Source organism: Methylobacterium sp. J-001, from assembly GCF_022829565.1.
In the GTDB taxonomy this organism is placed as follows: domain Bacteria; phylum Pseudomonadota; class Alphaproteobacteria; order Rhizobiales; family Beijerinckiaceae; genus Methylobacterium.
On the sequence record NZ_JAKSYN010000127.1, the window covers coordinates 1 to 529 of the forward strand.

The 529-nt window shown below is 58.8% G+C and carries 1 protein-coding gene and 1 rRNA gene; both read right to left on the minus strand.

Annotation, left to right across the window (positions count from 1 at the left end):
- Window positions 1-224, minus strand: a 224-nt coding sequence (locus MKK65_RS14935; RefSeq protein WP_243958575.1) for a hypothetical protein, incomplete at its 3' end; no start/stop codon positions are given.
- 177 nt (window positions 225-401) lie between these two features.
- Window positions 402-529: ribosomal RNA gene (locus MKK65_RS14940) — 16S ribosomal RNA — on the minus strand; the annotation flags it as partial.

A 529-nucleotide genomic window follows, 5' to 3' on the forward strand; every position in this document is an offset into this window, starting at 1 on the left:
GACACGGTCACAAAAAGACCAGTGACAGAACCGTTTCCGATTCCATCACCGTATGCTTGCCGAACATGACCGCCAGGGTAGACGCTTTCGCGCCCCCAACGGCCACATTCCCTCTTCACGATGTCACTGATGTCTTCGCCAAACGGCACGATCGACCGGACCTTACGGTCCTCATCGATCGTCTGCCGCGGCAAACTCAATCTCCAGGCCGGCTCGACGCGCATTCCAACATGTGGATGGCGGGGCCCGATGGCCCGGAACGAGAAAGAGAAACGAGGACGGCGCCTGTCCCGCCAAATGGGTTCTGACTGAACCCTGTATCTAAATGATCTTCGATGGATGAACTGACGTTCGCTGGGTGCCGGCAGAGCCGGCGCCCATGTCCAAAAAAGAATCCTTAGAAAGGAGGTGATCCAGCCGCAGGTTCCCCTACGGCTACCTTGTTACGACTTCACCCCAGTCGCTGACCCTACCGTGGTCGCCTGCCTCCTTGCGGTTGGCGCAGCGCCGTCGGGTAAGACCAACTCCC